Annotated in this window: 15 protein-coding genes and 1 pseudogene; 6 read left to right on the top strand and 10 right to left on the bottom strand. The window is 59.9% G+C overall.

Translation table 11 applies throughout. The features are described from left to right. Positions 1 to 27 precede the first annotated feature (27 nt). The 6 genes and pseudogenes from PM3016_RS21460 to PM3016_RS21485 all read right to left on the bottom strand — a co-directional run bounded on the left by PM3016_RS21460 (position 28) and on the right by PM3016_RS21485 (position 8,365). Positions 28 to 1,389 carry an extracellular solute-binding protein gene (locus PM3016_RS21460; RefSeq protein WP_014370905.1) on the bottom strand — a complete coding sequence of 454 codons (1,362 nt, stop codon included), beginning with the start codon at positions 1,387 to 1,389 and terminating at the stop codon, positions 28 to 30. Continuing rightward, positions 1,361 to 2,330 (bottom strand): annotated as a pseudogene (locus PM3016_RS21465) (amidohydrolase family protein). Before PM3016_RS21465 ends, PM3016_RS21460 begins: the two are co-directional and overlap by 29 nt. Before the next feature lie 146 nt (positions 2,331 to 2,476). Beyond that, positions 2,477 to 4,000, bottom strand: a complete 1,524-nt coding sequence (gene argH, locus PM3016_RS21470) for an argininosuccinate lyase (protein ID WP_014370907.1) — start codon at positions 3,998 to 4,000, stop codon at positions 2,477 to 2,479. A 348-nt stretch (positions 4,001 to 4,348) separates the two neighbouring features. Beyond that, complete coding sequence (locus PM3016_RS21475; protein WP_014370908.1) at positions 4,349 to 5,554, bottom strand: acyl-CoA dehydrogenase family protein; 1,206 nt, start codon at positions 5,552 to 5,554, stop codon at positions 4,349 to 4,351. A gap of 40 nt (positions 5,555 to 5,594) precedes the next feature. After that, complete coding sequence (gene sfnG / locus PM3016_RS21480) at positions 5,595 to 6,671, bottom strand: dimethylsulfone monooxygenase SfnG (RefSeq protein ID WP_014370909.1); 1,077 nt, start codon at positions 6,669 to 6,671, stop codon at positions 5,595 to 5,597. A 242-nt stretch (positions 6,672 to 6,913) separates the two neighbouring features. Beyond that, positions 6,914 to 8,365, bottom strand: a complete 1,452-nt coding sequence (locus PM3016_RS21485; RefSeq protein ID WP_013918633.1) for a 4-hydroxyphenylacetate 3-hydroxylase family protein — start codon at positions 8,363 to 8,365, stop codon at positions 6,914 to 6,916. Positions 8,366 to 8,688: 323 nt separating this feature from the next. Here PM3016_RS21485 and PM3016_RS21490 point away from each other — a divergent pair, with 323 nt between their 5' ends. Further along, complete coding sequence (locus PM3016_RS21490) at positions 8,689 to 9,291, top strand: TetR/AcrR family transcriptional regulator (RefSeq protein WP_013918634.1); 603 nt, start codon at positions 8,689 to 8,691, stop codon at positions 9,289 to 9,291. Between the two features lie 182 nt (positions 9,292 to 9,473). Here PM3016_RS21490 and PM3016_RS21495 read toward each other — a convergent pair whose 3' ends face one another. From PM3016_RS21495 to PM3016_RS21510, 4 genes are read right to left on the bottom strand one after another with little or no spacing between them, the layout of a single operon-like run. Further along, entirely contained in the window at positions 9,474 to 10,289 is an 816-nt protein-coding gene (locus tag PM3016_RS21495; protein WP_013918635.1) for a carbohydrate ABC transporter permease, read from the bottom strand. Between the two features lie 41 nt (positions 10,290 to 10,330). Beyond that, positions 10,331 to 11,203: a carbohydrate ABC transporter permease gene (locus tag PM3016_RS21500; protein WP_014370910.1), complete on the bottom strand. Its 873-nt coding sequence runs from the start codon at positions 11,201 to 11,203 to the stop codon at positions 10,331 to 10,333. 2 nt (positions 11,204 to 11,205) lie between these two features. Beyond that, positions 11,206 to 12,495: an ABC transporter substrate-binding protein gene (locus tag PM3016_RS21505; RefSeq protein ID WP_014370911.1), complete on the bottom strand. Its 1,290-nt coding sequence runs from the start codon at positions 12,493 to 12,495 to the stop codon at positions 11,206 to 11,208. A 51-nt stretch (positions 12,496 to 12,546) separates the two neighbouring features. Next, positions 12,547 to 13,752, bottom strand: a complete 1,206-nt coding sequence (locus PM3016_RS21510; protein ID WP_014370912.1) for an LLM class flavin-dependent oxidoreductase — start codon at positions 13,750 to 13,752, stop codon at positions 12,547 to 12,549. A gap of 302 nt (positions 13,753 to 14,054) precedes the next feature. Here PM3016_RS21510 and PM3016_RS21515 point away from each other — a divergent pair, with 302 nt between their 5' ends. From PM3016_RS21515 to PM3016_RS21530, 5 genes are all read left to right on the top strand, one after another. Further along, positions 14,055 to 14,987, top strand: coding sequence for an AraC family transcriptional regulator (locus tag PM3016_RS21515; RefSeq protein WP_014370913.1), 933 nt, complete (start codon positions 14,055 to 14,057; stop codon positions 14,985 to 14,987). Positions 14,988 to 15,189: 202 nt separating this feature from the next. Beyond that, complete coding sequence (locus PM3016_RS21520; protein WP_014370914.1) at positions 15,190 to 16,077, top strand: AraC family transcriptional regulator; 888 nt, start codon at positions 15,190 to 15,192, stop codon at positions 16,075 to 16,077. A 177-nt stretch (positions 16,078 to 16,254) separates the two neighbouring features. Next, positions 16,255 to 16,377: a hypothetical protein gene (locus PM3016_RS40870; protein WP_013918643.1), complete on the top strand. Its 123-nt coding sequence runs from the start codon at positions 16,255 to 16,257 to the stop codon at positions 16,375 to 16,377. Positions 16,378 to 16,398: 21 nt separating this feature from the next. Beyond that, positions 16,399 to 17,130 (top strand): SDR family NAD(P)-dependent oxidoreductase, encoded by a 732-nt coding sequence (locus tag PM3016_RS21525; protein ID WP_014370915.1) that lies wholly within the window; start codon positions 16,399 to 16,401, stop codon positions 17,128 to 17,130. A gap of 25 nt (positions 17,131 to 17,155) precedes the next feature. Then, the gene (locus PM3016_RS21530) at positions 17,156 to 17,740 is read left to right on the top strand and encodes a nuclear transport factor 2 family protein (RefSeq protein WP_013918645.1); all 585 of its coding nucleotides are present in this window, start codon (positions 17,156 to 17,158) and stop codon (positions 17,738 to 17,740) included. Positions 17,741 to 17,778: the final 38 nt, after the last annotated feature.

Raw genomic sequence — 17,778 nt, forward strand, 5'->3', positions numbered from 1 at the left:
ACATCCTTTCTTTCCGCCGGTTCCGTCTTATTTCTTGTCCTGCTTCGCCCAGTAGTCGTCATACAGCTTCTGCGTTTTCTTCACGAGCTCTTCGTACGCCTTCTCATACGGCACCGCATTTAGCACCACCTCATCCACCGCTTCGGTAAAATAATCCTTCTCGAGCTTCTCGTCCACGAAGAAATGCGCATTCGCATAGTCCAGCTGCCCGATGAACGGGCCAAGCTTCTCATCCTTCGTGTATTTGTCCTGCAGGGCCACTTCCTTCTTGGCCGGCAGCTCGCCGACCTTCTCGACCCACTGCTCCTGCACTTCCCTGCTTGTAAGGAACTTCAGGAACTCGGCGGCCGCTTCCAGCTTCTTGCCCTGCACATTCTTCGTGATCCCGTTCGCCCAGAACGACACCTGCGTAGCCTTCTCCTTGTAGGAAGGCAGCGGGGCGATCGCATAGTTCAGGTTCGGCGCATCCTTTTTGAGTCCGCCGAGCTGGAAGCTCCCGTCGATATTCATCGCCGCATGGCCTGTTTTGAACGCCGTAATGTCATCGGTATAGAAGTCCTTGGTGCCGATCTTATGTACGAGCGACAGATCGATCAGGTACTTGAACGCAACAAGTCCCGCCGGCGATTCCGCCCAGAGAATCCGGCGCCGGTCATCGCTGATATCCTTGCCCCCCGCTTGATATACCAGCGCATCCCGGTACCAGTGGTGCAGCTGCGCACCCGGCTGCCATGCGATCCCCTCGATGACGAACTGCCCCTTCGCATCCTTCTCGGTCAGCTTCTTGCCGGTTTCCACGAGTTCCGTCCAGGTAGCCGGCGGCTTCGAAGGGTCAAGCCCCGCCTTCTTGAACAGGTCCTTGTTGTAAAATAAGGCGAGCGTCCGTACGGCCGTAGGAATCGCGTAGTATTTGCCGTTAAACTTCGCGGTCTCGACGAACGGGAAGAACTCCTTCTTGACCGACTCCTCCGAGAAAACCGGCTCCGGCAGGGGCTGCAGATACCCCGAGGACACATATTTGGGCAGCCAGCCGTAATACAGGTTGATGATATCCGGTCCCTTGCCGGCCGGAACCAGCGTAGCCACCTTCTCGTTGTATTGGTCATACGGAAAATTCGTCTGCTTGACGGTGATATTCGGATGGAGCTTCTCGAAATCCGCGATCAGCTTCGTGATCAGCTCCACCTTGGCCGGGTATTGATACTGCCAATATTCGAGGGTGATCTTCTCCTCCCCGGCGGCGGCTGCACTCTCCCCCGCCTTGGGCTGACCGGAAGCTGCAGGTGCGGAGCCCTCAGACCCACCGCAGCCGGCCAGCAGCAGGGCGATGCTCAGTGCCGCAGCGCCTGCCGTCCGGCGGTTAAACCGAAGAACTTTGTGTTTGTGCATATGACGTACTCCCCTTCTCTGTAGTTGATATATTCAAGAGCCTTCTGGCGTTGTCCCCAAAGATGTTCTCGATGTCCTCTTCACGCATCCGCAGCTCCCGGCAGGAACGCACCTGATCCTGAAGATACCGGTAGACGAACCCCCGGGGGAACGCGCTGGAATCCGTGCCGAACAGCAGCCTCTCGGGGCCGATCAGCTCATAGCATTTGCGGAACAGGAGATCCAGGTTCAGCTCGTACGGCACCCAGCGCATCCACTGGTTCGAGCCCGACGTGTCGATGTACACATTCGGGCAGCTCCAGCAGAGATGGAGCAGCTCCTGGAAGTACCCGGCGCCAAAATGCGGCACGATGATCGGGATATCCGGATATTCGCGGGCCACATTGAAAATCGACAGCGGGTTGATGTTGAGGTGCGAGGCGATGCCGCCCGTATGGCCGAGGAGGCCAAAATGGATGAGCACCGGCAGCCGCCTCTCCGCGAGGAACTCCCAGACGGGCGTCAGCGACGGATCATGGAACGGCCGCTCCACCAGGGGGCCGAACAGCTTGTAGCCCCGCAGGCCGAGCTCGTCGACGGCTCTCTTCAGCTCGGCCGCCGCCCCCGGTTCCTCGATCCCCGTGATGGGCGAAGCCGGTGAACCGGCCGGGGTACCGGCCGATCTGCTCGGCCAGATCGTCGTTGCTCCAGGCCGTAAGGAAGTTGATGCCGCCGAGCCCGTAGCGCTCGAGCTCTTCCACCCACCGGTCGATGACCGGACGGGTGTCCTCCTCCACCTCGTTCCGGGAGGGCGGCGGCGGGAAATCCCATGTGAGCCGCATCCGCTGTCCCCGGAGCGCATTGGCGTCGGAGAAGACCGGATGGCGGGACATGAAGGGCACGGGATAGGGCAGATGGGCATGAAGATCAAATACCCGAAAATCAGGATTCGCGAAGAGCACTGGGGATCACCTTCCGTCTGGGATTTGTGGGGAAAGCCCGGATGCTAAGATAAACGGCTCGCTTTCTGATATATCGAAAAAGGAGATGAACGGTCTCTTCCCCAAAGGAAGAGCGATTCATCTCCGGCGGTCCGGTTCATGAGGAGTTAAGATTGATTCTGGGGGACGCCCCACCGGGCGATCGTGGTATCCACGTACTGCCGGGCGGTGCGGATGGCCTCCCGCCTCTCCTGCAGCCAAGCTTCGTCGCTCTCCTGCCGGAAGCGCTGATGCTGGAGCGCCCGCAGCACTTCCTCCGGGTTCGGGCCGCCGTGCAGCCTGCGGATCGCAACGAACCAGGACGGATCCAGCGATCGGCGGAGCTCCTCTTCATCCAAGGCCAGGTCCCGGCCGATGATCTCCCCCGCGGCCCGGTTCAGCGCCTCAAGCTCCAGCCCGGAAGCGGACAAGCCCCGGCTCACCGCCTCCTTCACCACCCGGGAGACGATCGTATGCGCGGTCCGGAAGGAGAGGCTTTCGGTGCGCACCAGCGTATCCGCCAGCTCGGTCACCGTGGCGAAGCTCGCCTCCGCCCTGGCACGCAGCCCTTCCTTGTTGATCTCCAGCGTCCCGATCACGCAGCCGAGCAGGCGGTAGACCGACTCCAGCGTGCGCAGGCTCTTCCAGGCGTAGGGCTGCAGATCGTCCTCCGTATCCACGATATCCCCGAAGGGCGTATTGTGGATCATCGTCAGCACGGTCTGCGCGTCTCCTGCGCAGCTCGAGAGAAGCGAACGCATATGCTCTATCGATACGGGGTTGCGCTTCTGCGGCATGATCGAGGAGATCTGCACATACGGCGGAGCCACGTGAAGCACGGCAAACTCCTGTGTCGACCACAGGAGCAGCTCCTGCACGAAGCGGCCCAGATTGATCGCCGCCAGCTGCACCGCCGCCGCAATCTCGCCGACATAGTCGGCTCCGCTGACCGCGTCATACGCGTTGTCAATGAGGCCGTCGAAGGCGAGCAGCTCGGCCATCCGCTCGCGCGAGACGGCAAAGCCGGAGGTTGTCAGGGCGGCGGCGCCCATGCTGCTGCGGTTGCAGTTCGCAAAGGCGGCCTTCAGCCGGCGGAGGTCACGCCCGAGCGAGTCGGAGACGGCGGCGATGTAGTGTGCCATCGTCGTGGGCTGCGCCTGCTGCGTGTGCGTATAGCCGAGCATGACCGTCTCCGTATGCTCCCCTGCAAAGGAGAGCAGCCGCTCATGCAGCAGGAGCGCGGAGCCGATGGTCTCCAGCAGCTTCTCCCGCAGGACGAGCCGGTAGATGGCGATGCCCATATCGTTGCGGCTGCGTGCCAGATGCAGATTGCCTGCGGCATCCCCCGCGTGCTCGAGCAGCCCGTGCTCCACCTGGAAGAACAAATCCTCGAACTGTCCGGTATACGCGCTCTGCTGCAGGGCGGCCAGATCCAGGGATTCCAGGGCGGCGGCGATGCGCTCCGCGTCCGAATCCGAGACCAGTCCCTGCTCCCGGAGCATAATCAGGTGCGCTCTGTTCACCGTCATCATGGGGAGCAGCAGCTCCGCCTTCGCTTGGTCGAATGCCGGAGCCAGAACCACCTCGGCATACGTGCGTCCGGGGAAAACGGCTCCTTCCTCCTTCAGCCAGTCCTGCTTCCCGATCGGCAAGAGAATCCCCCCCTGGTATCATTTTACTTTAATACCGATAAATCCTGTATGATTAATTAGATTACACCCAACCCTCCTATCCGTCAATACCAAAAAAGGTACATCCTTCCTGCATAGGGGTGTATAACAGAAAAAGCCGCTGTTAAGGCGGCTTTTTCTAACCAGGAGAATGGCTCCGCAGCAGGCTGTTCAGCCCCCATTGGATTTGACCGGCTCCTTCCGGTAAAAAGACATGAGCATCCCATCCTCCTTGGAGCAGCGAGTCCTTCGGCCGGTTCCCGCCCGCTTCCCGATCGTTCTGCCGGCTTGCGGATGAACCGCTGTTGTATGATGTCCGCAGCCCCCGGCTCAGTCTCCGCCCTCATACCACAGCTCGAGCGGCAGGCCGACCAGCGCTTTGCCGATCCACTCCCGGGCGATGTTGTTCGACGGCCCCATAACGACACCCGCGCGCGTGTCGCGGAACAGGCGCTCGAAGATGCCCTTCTTGTAGCCGTAGCCTCCGGTGACATCCAGCGCCGCCTTCGCCGCCTTGGCGGCTACCTCCGCCGCATGGATCTTGAACTCGACGAGCGGCAGCAGCAGCTCCACCTGCGGGCGTCCTGCCGCCTGCAGCTCATCGAGCTGCTTCGCAAGCGACACCTGCCAGGGCTTCAGGCTTTCGATCAGCACCTTCACTTCGGCAAGCTGCTGGCGGATGATCTGGTAATCCGAGAGCCGCTTGTTGAAGTCGCGGTGAATGGTGCCCTTGACGTAGTCCACGGCCGCTTCGAGCGCAGCCTGTGCGGCGCCGAGCCACGTGGAGCCGAGTCCGATCAGGTAGACCGGCGAGACGCCGCTCTCCAGAATCTCCCGGCCCTGCCCGTCGGTGCCGAGCTTATCCCGCGCTTCCACACGGACGCCTTCATAGGTGATCGGCCCGCTGTGGTTGCCCCGGACGCCGAGCGCGTCCCAGACGCCCGGCTTGATCCCGGGCAGGCCGCCGTCCACGATGAAGAAGCTGACGTCCGTCGGCGTCTGCGCCCCCGGTGTGCGCGTCTGGAACACATAGAAGTCGGCCTGGCCGGAGGAGGTCGTGAACGATTTTTCGGCGTTCAGGATATAATCTTCGCCATCCCGCGAGGCTTCGCTGAAGTTGAACCACCAGTGCCCGCCCGAGGCCTTCTCGCTGGTGGAATACGTGCCGATCGAACCGGCACTGACCGGTCTCAGCCACCGCTCCTTCTGGTCTTCATTGCCGTAGAGCGCTATCGTCTGCACCGCGCCTACGTGCATGACATAGACCAGTGACGTGGACGGGCATCCCCGGCCCACCTCCTCTGCGGCGATGGCAAACGCCACATGATCAAGTCCCCGTCCGCCGTAGCGCTCCGGGATCAGAACGCCGTTCCAGCCGGTCTCCGCCAGCACCTGCAGGTTCTCCCGCGGGAACCGTCCCTCACGGTCGGTCGTTTCGGCGTTCGGCCGGATGACCTCATCGACAATGCGGCGCACTTCGGCACGCAGGCTTTCATAGTCAGGCACGGCATTCGCTTTTTCCAGTTCCACACTCATCTTCATCGCTCCTTCGGAATGGTAGTTGCTGTGAATCGGATTAATTCGCGGGTACCGCGTTCAGCAGGGCTTCCTTCTCGCGCACCAGCGGGATCACCTTGTCGCCGAAAGCCTTGATCTCTTCATCGTAATGAAGGAAGCCGGTGAGAATGAGGTCGACGCCGATCTTCTTCAGCTCGATGATGCGGTCCGCGACCTGCTCCGGCGTACCGATGAGGCCCGTCTTGAAGCCGTCGTTGTACTGCACGAGATCCTCGAAATTCGAGTCCGCCCACATGCCCTCCCTCTCGGGCGACGCCTTGCCCGCGAACTGCACCTGACTGCGGAAGCCCTCAACGGCCTCCGGGTCGGCATGGCTGATGATCTCCCTCAGCACCTGACGCGCTTCTTCTTCCGTATCGCGGACGATCACGAACGCATTGACGCCGAAGCTCAAGCTGCGTCCCTCGACTGCCGCCAATGCTTTGACCTCCTCGATCTGCGCCCGGAAGCCCTCCAGGGTATTGCCGTTCATGAAATACCAGTCGGAGACGCGGGCGGCCATCGCCCGGGCTGCGGCGGAATTGCCGCCCTGGAACACGGGAGGCTGGACAAGGGGCTTCGGCTTGTGGGGAGCCTCGTTGATCCGGTAGAAGTCTCCGCGGAACGTGGTCGCCTCCTGGTTCCAAAGCTCTTTCAGGACGCGGATGAACTCCTCCGACCGGCGGTAGCGCTCGTTATGGTCCAGCCAGGGCTCGCCGAAGCCGTAGAACTCCCCCTTGAACCACCCGCTCACGATATTGACGGCCGCCCGGCCTCCGCTGATCTGATCGATTGTCGTGATCGCCTTCGCAATGGTTCCCGGGTGCCAGAGGCCGGGCAGGACGGCTGCGATCAGCTTGAGCTTCGTCGTTACGGCCGCCAGAGCGGACGCGAGGGAGATCGCTTCGAGCTGGTTCTCGGCGCCGTAGCTTGCGATGAAGCGGGTCTGCAGCAGTGCGAACTCGAACCCCGCCTCCTCCGCCAGCTTCGCATAGGCCGCGTTGTCCTCGAACGACCAGCCCGTTTTTTGCGGAATCTTCGAAATGACAAGGCCTCCGCTGACATTCGGCACCCAGTAAGCAAACTTCAATGACATGCTCATCACCTCTATCTTGGTTATAGGAATAGAACAAGGGAGACCCCTTGGGCTATACGAAAGAATCAAGAATGCTGGAATGCTGGAATGGTATAAAAAAAGGCACCCGCATCGGCGATCTTCAAGATCTGCAGGAGCCTTTAGTGAACTAATCGGCATGGGCTTAAATTTGAAATTGGGATGGTGCGGGAAGGAACGGAACAAGGAAATTCCATACGGCCTTAAGGGTCATTACGGATAGGTTACTGCGGCACCCGGCCCCTGCTCGTTTCCTTGAGCAGCTTCCATACCGGATCCGTCAGGGTGCTCTTGTCAAAAGAAAGATACTGGTTCGCCAGCCCCCGGACCGGATCGCCGGCATAGAAGCGCTCGTAGAGCTCATGTCTTGCCCCGAGCGGGCTGCCGATGAGATCCCAGGCGAGCTTCAGCAGCTGCACCTTCTTCTCCGCCGACACGCCGGCCCCCTCGTAGTACAGGTGCATGAGGCCAGAGATCGGGCCGTAGAAGTCCTCTACGCCGGAGGGCGCCTGGACGAAGCCGCCGCCCCCCACCTGCTGCAGAATCTCCACCGCCCTAGGGTACAGCTTCGTCCCGACGTTCCGGGCGGTCTCGATGAAGCCGAGATCGGGCACGAGCACACCGGACTCGTCCGGCATGGCCTTCGCTTCGGAGGCGATGACCAGCGCCCGGATCACCTGGATCTGCGTCAGCAGTTCCCCGAGCTTCTCCTGAATGTGCAGGAAGCCTGTCGTGCCGATGGATTCCGCCATCGCAAAAGCGACCCCCGTGATGAATTCCAGCTTGGCCACATAGCGCACGACGTTCTGGTGGAATGCGAGCCCGTTCGCCGTCCGGTTCGCCCGCAGCTTCAGGACATCCTCCGGACTGCCGTACAGCAGCACTCTCTCCCACGGCACCAGCACGTCGTCGAAGAAGAGAACCGCATCCATCTCGTCATACTGCGCGCTGAGCGGATGATTCTGCTCCTGGGCGCTGGCGAAGGACTCCCGGCACACGATATGCAGCCCCGGGGAATTCGCCGGCACAAGAAGCACATGGGCGTGCCTCCGGTCTTCGGAGCGGAAGGGCAGGAAGGACGAGATAATGAAATCATGCGTATAAGGCGCTCCGGTTGCGATCATCTTGGCCCCGCGGAGCACCAGTCCCTCCCCGGTTTCCCGCACGACATGCAGGAAACGCTCGGAGATCCGCTCATCGTCCAGGCCGCTGGAGCGGTCAATCTGCGGATCGATGATCGCCGTTGTCAGGAACAGGTCGTTATCCCGCGCCGCCTCGTAATAGGCGGTGATCTTGTCCCCGAACCCGGGGTCGAGCCCCGACAGCTGGTCCCGGGCGGCATACCAGCCGGTAACAAGGGAGCGGGCGTAATCCGACAGGCGGCTCATCATCCCGTGCGTGCTCTTGGACCAGACCGAGAACGACCTGCTCCTCTGCGCAAGCTGCTCCTGGGTGCAGGGCACAAGAAACGAGCTGTGGGCATACCGTCCGCCCGGAACAACGGGATACCCCACCTCGTCCTGCAGAGCCGGATCGTCCAGCATGTTGAAGAGCCTGGTAATGGTGGTCAGTGTGCCCTTGAAAGCCGGATGCTCCGGCAGGCCGCTGACGGCCGTTCCCCCGAGCCACACCGTGCGTCCGTCATTCAAGGACTCGAGAAAGCGTTCGCCCCGCAAGAAGAATCCTCCTTTCTGTCCGGAATAGGCAACCGGAATCTTTATTTCTTAAATTCCGATTGATTTGCTTTGTTATATCTACTATCATATCGGTAATCCCAGGATTTGCAAGACTCATTTTCGCTCCCGTTGACGCTTAAACAACAGCGATCGGGAATCTGTGGGGGAAGAAGAACATAAGCCACAGGAGCGGCAAAAGTGGCGGTCCGATGCCGCAGGGGATTCGCTTGGATTGCCGGGGACTGCCGGTTAGAACTGCAGCCTTTCTGTTGCTTTTCCAACACTTCATTCCATACCGTCGTTAAAAAAGGAGGAAGATCCTCATGCCGGTTACACGGCCACCCGACAGGCGGATTCAGCGCACAAGGCAGATGATTGCCGATGCTTTCCTCTCCCTGCTGCACCGCCGCCCCTACGAAGACATCAGCGTCCTGGATATCAGCGTGCAGGCGAATATTAACCGGTCGACCTTCTATGCCCACTATACGGACAAGGAGGATCTGCTCACGCGGATGCTCACCGAGCATCTCGGCAGGCTGGAGGAGCTGCTTGCCGGCGAACGATGCCGGCTGCCGTCCCCGCCCACGTTCCACGAGCCTGATCCGCTGTTCCTGGCCCTCTTCGAGCATCTCTCGGAGCACCAGCTCTTCTACGGGGCCATGCTTGCGTGCGACACCCCTGCGAATATCCAGGACCGGATGCAGAAGCTCCTGAGGGAGATCTTCTACCGGCGGCTCTCCGGCATCGGCATGGATCAGAAGGTCCAGGTTCCCCTCGATCTGCTGCTCGACTATGCCTCCTGCGCCGTGCAGGGCACGATTGCCAAATGGTTCGCCGACAACCGCGTCTACTCTCCGCATCATATGGCCCTGCAGCTTACCCGCCTCTCCCTGCTCGGGACTTATGAGGCGATGGGACTCCGGTAGCTTCCTATGCGCTCACATTCCCCTTCTTTTGCTCAGTCGAGAGCCCCGCTCTTCAGCCGCACCACAAACAGCCGCCGGCCCGTCAGGGCTCAGCGGCTGTTTCTTTATTGGAGGAATCATCCTGCTTGTTTGACTGCTTTCGTCGATGCCGAACGCGATTATGATATCGTGCCGCCGCCTGCTCATCCCTTGAGCGAGCCGGCCGTCATGCCGGCGACAAAGAACCGCTGCAGAAAAATAAAGAGCAGCGCCATCGGCAGCGAAGTGACCACAACACCGGTCAGCAGCATCGGATAATCGGTGACGTACTCTCCTCTGAACTGCAGCATGGCAAGCGGAAGGGTCAGCTTGCTTTTGCCGTTCAGCAGGAGCATCGGCAGCAGCAGGTCGTTCCATACCATAACGAACAGGAAGGCGGCCGCAGCGGCCAGCGAAGGCGCCGACAAGGGAAGGGCAAAACGCGTATACAGCGTCCATTCCCCCGCCCCGTCGATGCTGGCGGCTTCAAGAATTTCTTTGCTGAGCAGGCCCATGAAGCCGGTCAGCAGGAAGACGGTCAGGGGCAGCAGAAGGGCCGCTGTCACCAGGATCAGTCCCCCATGCTCGTCGGTCCATCCAAGACGGTGGACCAGCGCGTAGATCGGCAGCATGTTGACCTGCGAAGGCACGATGAGGCCGGCCAGGTACAGCAGGAACAGGCCCTTTCCAAGCTTGCCGCCGAGGCGGGCGATCGCATACGCGATCATGCTGCCGAGCAGCAGCTCCAGGAGCACCGTACCGAGCGTCACGCCTGCACTGTTCGCAAAGTAGCGCCACATCGGCTGGCTCTGGAACATGGTGGTGAAGTTTTCCACTGTGAAGGGCGACGGCCAGGATAACGGCTTCGCGAAGAACGTCCCCGGCGTCTTGAAGGCCGATACGAGAACGATATAGAGCGGTATGATAATGACGGCCGCATACAGGAGAAGCAGGGTACGGCGCAGGCTGTTGATCAGCATAGGGTTCACACCCTCTTCCATGGGTTAGTACCAGATTCGGGTTAATACGAAACGCGGTCCGCCCGCAGCGCCCTGAACTGAAGGGCCGTCAGCACGGACAGCAGGATAAGGAATAACATGGACCCGGCCGCCGCCGAACCGAATTTGTAGCTGCCGAACGCCTGGTGGTAAATGTAGGTCGTCAGGATCTCCGTCGCATAGTTCGGACCGCCGTCCGTCATCGTAAAGATGAGATCGAAGGCCTTGAACGACTGGATGGTCGTATAGGCGAGCACGATGGTGGCCGACGGAGCGAGCAGCGGCCACGTGACCTTGCGGAAGATCTGCCAGCGGCCTCCCCCGTCGATCCGGGCCGCCTCATACAGCTCCGCCGGGATGGAGTGAAGTCCGGCAATGAAGACGATCATCATCTGGCCGGCATGCGCCCACACCTGCACGGCGGCGATCGAATACAGCGCGAGACCAGCGTCCCCCGTCCAGCTCAGCGCGAGGCTCTCCAGCCCGGCCTTCTGCAGGCTCAGGTTGAGCAGCCCGATCGACGGATCATATACGAAGCTCCAGATCAGGCCCACCGAGACGGAAGACAGCACCGTGGGAAAGAAGTACAGCGCGCGCAGCAGCACGTGAATCCGGGAATTGCGGGCGAGCAGCATCGCCAGACCCAGAGAGAGCAGCGTCTGGAAAAGCACGACCACCAGCATGAATTTGACGTTGTTGATGAAGGCCTTGCGGAAGACGATGCTCTCCAGCGTTTCCTTGTAATTGGCGGCTCCGACCATCCGGTAGGACGGCGAGACGCCGTCCCAATCCGTGAAGGAGTAGAACATGCCCGACAGGGTCGGATAGATGAACAGCACGAGGTACAGCAGGGTGCCGGGCAGCAGAAACAACCAGAGAACGGGTGATCTCCGCATCGTTATTTCTTGATCTGCTGGTCCACGATCGCCTGGGCTTCCTTGGCCGCATCCTCCGGAGACTTGCCGCCGAGTACGGCTTGAATCGATCCGGTCACCGCCTTCTGGATCTCCCCGTTCGTGATCGTGAAGCGCGGCTGGAAGATCGTCTTCTTGCTCGACCACTCGCCCGCCGCCAGCAGCTCCTTCGAAGTGTACTGCACCTCTTTGACCGTCACATTCTGGCCGGTCTCATTGGCATACGTGCCCGCCGTTTCCTTGCGGCTCAGGAACTCGATGAATTTCTTGGCCTCCGCCGGATGCTTCGACTTGCTGTTCACCGCAAGCAGGAAGGTGCTGGTATGCACGCCCTCGTATTTCGCCTTGTCGGCCGCTACGGTGATCGGGGCCAGCAGCTTCTGCTCCAGGTTCGGGTTCTGCTTCTTGTTCTGCGCCAGCTGGTAGGAGCCGCTCGCGAGCATCGCCGCCTTCTCCTGGATGAACAGCGCCCCTGCAGCCGCATCCTTCGTCCCGAGCGCATTGGGCTGGAAGTAGCCTTTGTCGTTCAGCTCCTTGAACTGGCTCAGCGTCTTCACCCACCACTCGTCCGTGAGCTTCGCCTTCCCTTCGCCCACCTGTACGAAGGCATCGTCACTCGGCAGGTTGTTCATCACCATCGTGTTCATGAACTGCCCCGGACCGATGTCCGCTCCGGCGAAGGCGATCGGGATGACGCCGGCCTCCTTCAGCTTGGCGCACAGGGCGAGGAACCCTTCCCAATCCTTGGGCGGGGTCAATCCGTATTTTTCAAAAAGCTTGACGTTATAGATCGGATCGTTATAGACGAGCTGGAAAGGAACAGCGAGCTGCTTGCCGTCCTTCTTGCCGGGCCCGATCAGCGACTCGTTGAAGTTCGAGAGGAAGCTTTCGCCGGTCAAGTCGGTGAACAGCCCCGCCTTCGCGAGTGCTTCGAACTGGGCACCCGGGGAGGACGCGAACACGTCACCGCTGGAGCCGTCCGTAAGCTTCGCCTGAGCTCCCGACTGGTATTGGTCGGACGGCATGGTCTGCATCTCAACCCGGATGTTCGGGTTCTCCTGCTGGAACTTCTCGATGAGGCCGTTCAGCGATTTGACGTCCTCGCCCCGCCAGTGCAGGAAAGAGAGCGTGACCGGAGCGGAGGCTGCCTGCTTCCCGTCACCGGCCGAAGGAGCCGTCTGGCCTGCCGTGCCGCCTCCGCAGCCGGCAAGCAGCGAAACGGATAATACGGCTGCAGCCAGGAGCACCGGAGTGAATTTGGGTTGGATAGGCATGGGGGGTGACCCTCCTCTATGGTTTGGTTGAGCTGGTTTGGTTAAGCTCTGTTAGGTGGCTGCGACCTGCAGGGCAGACCACTTCTGATGGAACAACGGCAGGGCCGTGCGTCCGAAGATTTCGGCTTCCTCGAGATGCGGATAGCCGGACAGGATGAAGGTGCTTACGCCGAGCTGTGCGTATTCGACGAGCCGGTCTGCAACCTGCTCCGCGGTCCCTACGATCAGGATGGCGCCGCCGGAGCGGACCTGCGAGAGTCCTGTCCACAGGTTCGGCCCTGCTACGAAACGGTCCGCCCTCGAGCGCTCCCTGAGCTCATTTTGTCTGCGCTGGTTCGTCGCATCCGTCTGGGCGAAGGATTCCTGCGCCTTCGCAAGCAGCTCGGGAGATACCTTGGAGATCGTCTCCCAGGCGGCCGCCCAGGCTTCTTCCTCGGTATCGCGGACGAGCACCTGGGCCCGCATGCCGTATCGAAGCGGTTTGCGCTCGCCCTTCTCCTGCTCCAGCTGGTCGCGGATGCCCTCGATCTCGGCGATCTGCTCCCGGATCCACTCGTGCGGCTCGCCCCACATCAGGAAGGTGTGCGCGTGCTCCACCGCCACCCGCTTGGCGATCGGGGAGCTGCCGCCCAGATAGAACGGCGGATGCGGCTGCTGGACGGTCTGCGGCGTGGCCGCCGGTCTCGTCTGCTGATAATATTTGCCGCTGAACAGCCCCTCTTCCCCTGCGGATGCAGAGCCGCCCGTGCGAAACTCCGAGACCGCCATGCCCTGGGAGCCGGTCCATGACCGCTTCATGACCTCCATGTACTCGCTGGCCCTCTCATACCGCTCGTCATGGGCGTGGGCGAGCGGATCGCCGAGCTCCTCTAAGTCCTGGACGGAGCTCCCTGTCACGACATTGATCATCGCGCGGCCCTCCGACAGCACATCCAGCGCCGCCGCCATCCGCGCGGCGAGCACCGGTGCCACGAGTCCGGGGCGGACCGCCACCAGCGGCTTCAATGTCCGCGTATGGCTCATGACCGCCGAGCCGACGACCCAGGCGTCCAGGCAGGCGCCTCCTGTCGGAATCAGGACGAATTCGAACCCGGAGGCCTCTGCCGTCTGTGCGACCCGGATCATGTAGTCCAGGGTCGGTTCTCTCTCCGGCGCCACGCCCACGTAACGTCCGTCCCCTGCGGTCGGCAGGAACCATCCGAAACGGATGTCCTGCTCCTGATCCCCTCTGTACGCTTCTTTCGACTGATCTGTCATGCTTGTTTCCCCCTTCGCGGGCAATCCCTGTCTCCAGCTGCCCGGCAGACGATGTGATCTATGGTAAACCGCTTTACGTTTTCTTGCGCTGTTCTCCGGTGGACCGGTCGATATATTCCCAACCATACTGCTAGGAATAGTTTGCATAATGAATCTTAACAAGAGTTACATTCCAATGCAATGTCAATTCGTAGGGGGAATGATTTGTCATTTTGTGGGTTCCTTTGGACGCTCTCCCCTTGAATTCCAGCCGCGCGGGCTCTATGATGAATCCATATCCTATGGCAAAACGAGGTCCTGCGATGCGTGACAACCTGCGAGAAGACCACCACGAATTCCTGGAGATCTATCACTTCACCCCCTCGGAGTTTGAAAAATCCGGTCCCGCCTGGCCGATCCGGATCGGCTATAACGAGGCCAAAGCGAATTATCATATAGGCCCCCGCACCACGCCCTATCATTATCTGCTGGTGATCCTGGATGGACGGGGCACGTTCCACCAGGCCGGACAAACGTATTCCCTGCGGCCCGGGGACCTGTTCTGCCTCTTCCCCCAGGTTACCCATGAATACTACACGGCGGCGGATGAGCCGCTGCGCAAGATCTTCTTTGCCTTCGACGGTCCGGGGGCCCGAAGCCTTCTCGCACGTCTCGGGCTGCAGGAAGAGCAGCCCCATGCGGCTGGAGCGGCTGTCAAGGAGGCGGTGAAGCTGTTATGGACCTTCCTGGACCGGTCGGCCCGCGGCGCAGGCCAGTCCGGAGAACGGATGACCGATCTGGCCAGGCTCCACTATCTCCACGGCGTCTTCGATCTGCTGACGGCTTCTACGGCCGGCACACGGCAGAGCGGGCTCCGCGGGGAATCCGCCTGGCTTCAGCGGGGCAAAGAGTATCTCGAGATGCACTATGCCGACGGGATCACCGTCGAACGTGCGGCGGACTATGTCGGCGTCGAGCGGACCCACTTCTCCAAGCGGTTCCGCCATACTTACGGCCTGCCGCCCGTGCAGTACCTGCAGGAGCTGAAGATGAAGGAAGCCCGGCATCTGCTGGAGCATACGGGCTATACGCTGTCCGAGATCGCCCACTCGGTCGGATACCCGGACCTCTTCTCGTTCTCGAAGGCGTTCAAGAAGTGGACCGGTCAGCCGCCCAAGACGTACCGTATGGAGAGAATGGCGGCGGGCGGACAGGAGGCTGAGCAAAGAGGGACAAATGCGTCGGGGCATGAATGATGCGGGAGCGGGATGAAGCACTTGTGAGGAGGAGCATTTGCAGCGGGCTGGAGGAAGTATTGGCCGATCACGCACAGAAAGGAGCGGATTGGATGACATTCGAACCTGAAGAAGAAAGATCGACAGATAACGCAGCTATGTTATACAATATTCCATAATATCCAGATTTAAGGAACCGGTCTGGAAAGGATGGAGAATCGATATGAAGAAACGAATCCATGCGCCTGAAGATCGACCCCTACGGAACGGACCACTTCTAAGCAGCGACAGTCTGGGGTGGGAGCATATTTCACTGTCCAAGTGGCAGGGAGTGCCTCCCCAGGAAGCGTTCGAGTCCTCCTTGTCGAGGCATCTCATCGTCATACATACCACCCCGGGACCTGTACATGTTCATGAGCGGGGGGACGGCTTGAATGAAGAAGGCGTCGCCCGCCCAGGGAACATCAATGTTTTTTCCGCAGGAGAGATGAGCTACTGCAGGTGGGAGGAGGAGCTTTCTTTTCTCCGTCTGGAGCTGGATCCGGCTTTCGTCCAAGAGATTGCCGGGCATTCGGAGTTCGTGGCCTCCGGCGGTCGTATTGAGCTTAATCACAAGCTGCGGACGAGTGACCCGAAGCTCTTCCATCTAAGCCAATGGCTGCTCGATGAGCTTCAAAGCGAAGGAGCCGGCGGCAAGCTCTACACCGACTCGCTCGTCCGGCTCTTAACCGTTCATCTCCTGCAAAACTATACATCAACTCCCAGGAAGCAGCGTGCCCTGCCCCGTAAAATGAGCGCTCAGCAGGTTTCACGGGCCATCGAATATATGCATGCCCATATCGAGCGGGACATATCGCTGGAAGAATTAGCGGCGGTAGCCCATATGAGCCAATCGCATCTGAGCCGCCTGTTTAAACAAGCTACCGGGCTCAGCCCCCACCAGTACTTCATTGCCATCCGCGTCGAGAAAGCCAAATCCCTTATTCAAAGCCGCAGCTTGACGCTCGCCGAAATCGCCTCAACCCTCGGGTTTACGGACCAGAGCCATTTCCACCGGCATTTCAAGCGCATCACCGGTCTGTCGCCGAGGGAATTCCTCCTGACCCGTTAATACTGCATGTTCCCTGCTGACCACAGCACCTTCACGGTACTGTGGTTTTCTTGTTTTCACTATTATTTTCATCTCTATTGCTCAGAACGTACAAAAACATGCGCGTTTCGTTCAATATTTGAACGCCGAAGCTCTCTATACTAAAGCAGACAAGAACAAGGAAAGGAGGCCCGCATCATGAATGAACAGCAGAGCGAAGCGTGCTCCGGCATGTACGCGATTCCTCCTCCTGCACAGGCCTGTATTGAAAGCATCAGCAGGTTTCAGACCATTCCATATCTGGTGCACTTTTCGTTTTAGGGGATTCGAGGAGGATGACGCGTGAGGGACGATCAGAACGCAGTAGCGCTGGTCACAGGCGGCAACAGAGGAATCGGCCGTGCGCTCTGCAAGCAATTGGCTGAAGCGGGTATGCTGGTCCTGCTCGCCGGCCGCGATGCCGCAGGCGGTGAGGAAGCGGCTCGCTCGATGAAGAATCTCAAGGGCAGGGTAGATTTTCTCACAATGGATGTGACTGATCCTGAAAGCATCCGGGCCGCCGAAGAAGTTGTACGCCGCCAATACGGCAGGCTGGATGTATTAGTCAACAATGCGGCGCTTTATCTCGATGAAGGGAAGCGCTTGACGGAGATCGACCCTTCCCTTCTGGAGTTAATCCTAAAGACCAATACGCTGGGTCCCTACCATGTCATCCGCGCCTTCCTGCCGCTTATGCAGGCTCGTCAATACGGGCGGATCGTGAACATCTCCTCCGGCTATGGCGAAGCCGCGGCGATGGATCATCCGGGCACAGGCGCTTACAAGCTGTCCAAGCTTGCCTTGAACGCATTAACGAGACTGATTGCCTCGGAGATCACACCCGATATCAAAATCAATGCGGTTTGCCCCGGATGGGTGCGGACCGGGGATGGGCGGGCCTGCGGCTCCACGCAGCGCCGAGGAAGCCGCCGCTTCGATCATCTGGCTGACTCAGCTGGACGCGGATGGCCCAAGCGGAGGCTTCTTCCGGGATGGTCAGCGTATTGCCTGGTAGCCGCAACCTCTATCACATGAAGGACCCCATTGAGGAGGATGACCTATGAAAAAAGCAGGCTCGTTCAAAAAAATCAGCTTATCGGCAATCGCCGCCCTTCTGATTCTGGTGAGCAGCGGTTACGCTTATGCCGCTGTTTCAGCAAATGACCGTGCTGAAGGCGAACATTCCGCTGCTGCACGCAATACCGCCGAGGCCAATCGCATCATCGACGCGGCGAATCAGCTGTTTATTCAAACGGATGAACGGAACTGGCCGCAAGTGAAGCTGAGCTTTGCCGAGAAGGTTCTGTTCGATATGTCCTCCGCCGGAGGAGGAGAGCCGGCCATGGTTACTCCCCGGCACATAGTTGACGGTTGGGAAGCAGGACTTGCGCCGCTGAAGGCCATTCATCATCAAATCGGCAATTATCGGGTGGATGTGCGGGGAAATGAAGCCGACCTGTTCTGCTACGGAATCGCCTACCATTATCTGCCGAATGAATCCGGCAAAAACACCCGAACGTTCGTTGGCAGCTATAACCTGCACTTCATCAAAGTATCGGATAGCTGGAAGATTGACAAGTTCAAATTCAATCTGAAATTCATAGACGGCAATGCGGAGTTAGGCGTGGAGAAGCCGGCGCAGTAATTTCTGCGCGCAGTACTCCAGCGACGGGAACCACTTAT

This window comes from Paenibacillus mucilaginosus 3016, from assembly GCF_000250655.1.
In the GTDB taxonomy this organism is placed as follows: Bacteria; Bacillota; Bacilli; order Paenibacillales; family NBRC-103111; genus Paenibacillus_G; species Paenibacillus_G mucilaginosus.